This is a genomic window from Priestia sp. P5_B4, assembly GCF_056400385.1.
Genome location: NZ_JBFULJ010000265.1, coordinates 1 through 4722 on the forward strand (window position 1 = coordinate 1; position 4722 = coordinate 4722).

Consider the following 4722-nt stretch of genomic DNA (forward strand, 5'->3'; position numbering starts at 1 on the left):
GCATTTATATCCATTTAACAGATCATATTCACTTTGCAATTGAACGTTTTAAAAATAATTTACCTATTAAAAACGGTTTACTCTGGGAAACTAGGCAACTATATAAAGATGAATATGAGATTGGATTAGAAGCATTAAATATGATATGTGAACAATTTKGTGTCATTTTACCAGAGGATGAAGCAGGGTTCTTAGCCCTTCATTTTGTTAATGCTGAATTGAATGAAGAGATGCCTGTTATAAAAGACATGACCAAGGTTATGCAAGAAATTTTAACGATAGTTAGATATCATTTTAAAATTGAGTTTAATGAAAATTCTTTAACATTCTATCGTTTTATTACACATCTTAAGTTTTTTGCACAACGTCTAGTCAGGGGCAATCATTATAACAGTACATCTGATGATGATTTATATAATGTAATCAAGGTARAATATCCGGATGCACATAAATGTTCACAGAAAATAAAGAAGTTTATTGAGAGTTCTTATACCTACGAGTTAACGGATGAAGAAATAATTTATTTAACGATTCATATTGAAAGAGTAGTAAAAAATAATAACCGATGATTATAGGGTTGTAACTTAACGGGCAAAACCTAAATCAAACATTCAAAATTGATTGTTTGATTTAGGTTTTTTTTATTAAGTCTTTTTACCATACAGACAGTTAAGCAAGGTTAAATTTAACAGAAAGCTTTACTAAAAAGGAGTGAATAAAATTGAGTTACCAAAGCTTAGCGAAGGAAATAGTTCAGCTGGCCGGTGGAGAACAAAACATAATTAGTGTTGTGCATTGTGCCACCCGTCTGCGTTTTACATTAAAAGATCATAGTCAGGCTGATAAGAAAAGTCTTGAAAATTTAGATGGAATTCTCAGTGTTGTAGAGAACGGTGGGCAATTTCAAGTTGTCATTGGGAGCCATGTCTCCGAGGTTTATAAAGATGTAATAAAGATTGCAAATGTAGGAGGTAGTGCGGCAAGAGAATCATCAGAAAAATCAAAGGGGAATGTTATTGCAAAAATATTTGAGGTTATTGCAGGAAGTTTTTCCCCGATACTTGGTGCCCTTGCTGGTGCTGGGATGCTTAAAGCGTTATTAGCTCTTTTAACAATGACTGGTCTCTTATCAGACAAAGGTGGAACCTTCTTTATTTTATCTGCAGCTGGAAACGCGATATTTTACTTCCTCCCAATCTTTTTAGGGATTACAGTTGCGACAAAGCTGGGAGCAAATCCTTATGTGGGTGGGACGATTGGGGCAGCATTGCTAGAACCTAATTTTACAAGCCTGCTGCAGAATACAGGTGATAGCACTCATTTTCTTGGTATACCGATTGTTTTGATGAACTATTCTTCTACTGTATTCCCAGTTTTTATCGCAGTTAGTATTTATGCTGTTTTAGATAGATTTCTTAGGAAAATCATTCACAAAGATCTACAAATGTTTTTGGTTCCTATGTTGTCTTTGCTTATCATCGTACCATTAACGACAATTGCATTTGGTCCTTTCGGGGTCTATTTTGGAAATAGCATTGGAACATTTATTAATTTTTTATATTCCGAAAGTGGAACCTTGACAGGTGCCTTAATGGGCGGTGCATACACTTTCCTTACCTTATTAGGTATCCATAATGGACTTGCTCCATTTATTCTTGAGAATGTAGCACATGGTGGAGATCCTCTGCTCGCATTGGTTTCTGCAGGTGTATTTGCACAAATAGGAGTGGCATTGGGTATTTTCTTAAAAACAAAGGACAAAAAAGAAAAAGCACTTGCTGCATCTACGTTATTACCTGGATTATTGTCAGGTGTAACAGAACCAATTTTGTATGGGTTAATACTTCGTTACAAACGTACAATTCCTTATGTCGCAATAGCTGGGGTTATCGGAGGAGGAGTTAGTGGCTTAGCTGGAGCAAAAGCATCGACATTGGCGTTACCATCTGCTTTAAGTATTCCAATTTACTCACCATTAATGGCGTACGTTATATCTATACTAGCTGCTTTAGCTATTGCAACGATTCTGACGGTAATTTTCGGATATGAAGACAAAAAGAGAATAGAAGTGAAAGAAACTAAGGTAGAATCCGGGCAGCCACTTGTAAAACAAGATTCAATTGTGAGCCCATTAACTGGAGTAATCAAAGTGTTGGCTGATGTGGATGATCCAGTGTTTGCATCAGAGTCTATGGGAAAAGGAATAGCGATTGAACCGACTGTTGGTCAGGCTGTATCACCTGTTAACGGTATTGTCACAACAATTTTTCCTACAGGACATGCAATTGGAATTACGTCAGACCAAGGTGCAGAAATATTAATCCATATTGGAATCAATACAGTTCAATTAGGAGGAAAATACTATTCACCGGTCGTTAAACAAGGTGATCGGGTAAGCCAAGGTGACTTACTAGTCAACTTTGATATTGAAAAAATTAAAGAAGCTGGGTACCCAGTTACTACTCCAGTTATCATTACGAATACAGATCGCTATATTGATATTCTCGATATGAATAAAGAAGCTGTTCAGGCGAAAGAAGAGTTGTTGACATTAGTCGTTTAATGATCTTCTTTTATGAAATCTGGGGAGAGACTTAAGTTCTTCTCCCTATATATCGATGACTTTAACAATAGAAGGATATTAATTAAGGAGGATTTAACTATGAATTTTGAAGAAAAGAAATTTCCAGAAGGTTTTTTATGGGGCGGTGCTACTGCAGCCAATCAAATTGAAGGAGCTTGGAATAAAGATGGTAAAGGCGTTTCTGATGCAGATATTTGTACAGGCGGTTCTCATACGCAAAATAAGCGAATTACACCAATTTTAGAGAAAGATACTTTTTATCCTTCTCATAATGCAATTGATCACTATTATCGTTTTAAAGAAGATATTGCATTATTTGCAGAAATGGGTTTCAAAGTATATCGTTTTTCTATTGCTTGGACAAGAATTTTTCCAACTGGAGAAGAACTTGAACCAAATGAAATTGGTTTAGAATTCTACGATAAAATTATTGATGAGTGTTTGAAGTATAATATTGAACCATTAATTACTATTTCCCATTTTGAAATGCCCTTTGCACTAACCGCCAAGTATAACGGTTGGGCAGATAGACGAGTAATCGAATTATTTGTTCGATATTCTGAAGTTCTATTTAAACGTTATCAAGGGAAAGTGAAATACTGGTTAACTTTTAATGAAATTAACTGTGCGACAATGCCTCAAGGGAATCTTCAAGGAACTGGGATTTTGAATGAGGGATCAGTTGATTTTATGAACCAAGTGGATGATCCGCAAATTCGTTACCAAGCATTGCATCATCAATTTGTGGCAAGTGCGAAAGCAGTTAAGCTAGGACATGCAATTGATGAAAATTATCAAATAGGTTGTATGTTAGCTAATTTTACGAGTTATCCTCTAACTCCTAATCCTGTTGATGTGTTAGAAAATCAAAAAGCAATGAGAATGTCTAACCATTTTTGTGGAGATATACAAGTTCGAGGAGCTTATCCTAGCTTTTCCAAACGTTATTTTGCTGAGAATGGAATTACAATTGAAAAAGCGCCAGAAGATKATGAAATTTTGGCATCTGGCACGGTCGATTACTATACATTCAGCTACTATACTTCATTCTGTCAAACGACCGATCCAGAAAAATTAGCAACTGGAAATGTTTTCGGTGGCGCTGCAAATCCTTATTTAAAAGCAAACGACTGGGGCTGGCAGATTGACCCAACAGGTTTGCGCTTTGCTTTAAATGAAATTTATGATCGTTACAATATTCCACTAATGGTTGTTGAAAATGGCTTAGGAGCATTTGACAAAGTAGAAGCTGATGGCTCTATCAATGATGATTACCGAATTGATTATGTGAAACAACATATTGAAGCGATGCACGAAGCTATTTTAGATGGTGTTGATTTAATAGGTTATACTCCGTGGGGCTGTATCGATCTTGTTTCCTTATCGACAGGTGAGATGGCGAAACGATATGGATTTATCTATGTAGATCGCCATGATGACGGTACAGGTGACTATTCCAGAAAACGTAAGAAGAGTTTCTATTGGTATAAAAATGTAATTAAAACAAATGGAGCAGAATTGTAAGATACTTGTTATGTAAACGGTAATAAACATTTACCATTTTAAACACAGCCATTTTTAACTGTTTCTAAAGCTTTTTATATTGCTTGAAACAGGGCAAAGTGTAGTAATAAAGAAAACTGAGGATTTAAAATGTTTATCTAAGGAAAATCCGAGCTAATTCAACAAAAGAATTTTAATTAGTCTGGATTTTCCTATATATTTGTGACCTCACTTAATCAACTTTTCCTTATAGCAATGATTATATTGGTGTCAAGTATTGTACTAACCCCCTTTATCATCCTCCCTTTTACCTCTCATTTTTATTGAAGAGAGAAGGACACATTACCCTCCTCATTCCTTAATGAATAAGAGGGATTTTTTATACGATAAATCTATATAATTCTGTCTAATAAATCCCCCACTTTTTCTGACATTTCCTGCGGTGGATAAGGCATGCCATTCTTTATCCACCATTCCACTACACCAACGTAAGCATTTGCAACAAATTCAGCAACTATATCTTCATTTTGACCGAGATTTTTGCCTTTTTTTACATCTACGTCTTTTTTGAATTCTACGATATTATGTTGAACAAATCGGCTACGAAAATATGGAGCTCCTTCACTCTTCAACAT

Annotated in this window: 4 protein-coding genes; 3 read left to right on the forward strand and 1 reads right to left on the reverse strand. The window is 35.3% G+C overall.

What is annotated here, in order from left to right; translation table 11 throughout:
- The 3 genes from AC1DRF_RS17130 to AC1DRF_RS17140 all read left to right on the forward strand — a co-directional run.
- Positions 1 to 569: PRD domain-containing protein (locus tag AC1DRF_RS17130; protein ID WP_477741230.1), on the forward strand; the 569-nt coding region annotated here is incomplete at its 5' end.
- A 152-nt stretch (positions 570 to 721) separates the two neighbouring features.
- Positions 722 to 2563 (forward strand): beta-glucoside-specific PTS transporter subunit IIABC, encoded by a 1842-nt coding sequence (locus AC1DRF_RS17135; RefSeq protein ID WP_477741231.1) that lies wholly within the window; start codon positions 722 to 724, stop codon positions 2561 to 2563.
- Positions 2564 to 2662: 99 nt separating this feature from the next.
- Positions 2663 to 4108, forward strand: a complete 1446-nt coding sequence (locus AC1DRF_RS17140; RefSeq protein ID WP_477741232.1) for a glycoside hydrolase family 1 protein — start codon at positions 2663 to 2665, stop codon at positions 4106 to 4108.
- A 371-nt stretch (positions 4109 to 4479) separates the two neighbouring features.
- Here the strand turns inward: AC1DRF_RS17140 and AC1DRF_RS17145 are convergent.
- Positions 4480 to 4722 (reverse strand): TetR-like C-terminal domain-containing protein (locus AC1DRF_RS17145; protein ID WP_477741233.1); only part of this gene is annotated, 243 nt, incomplete at its 5' end.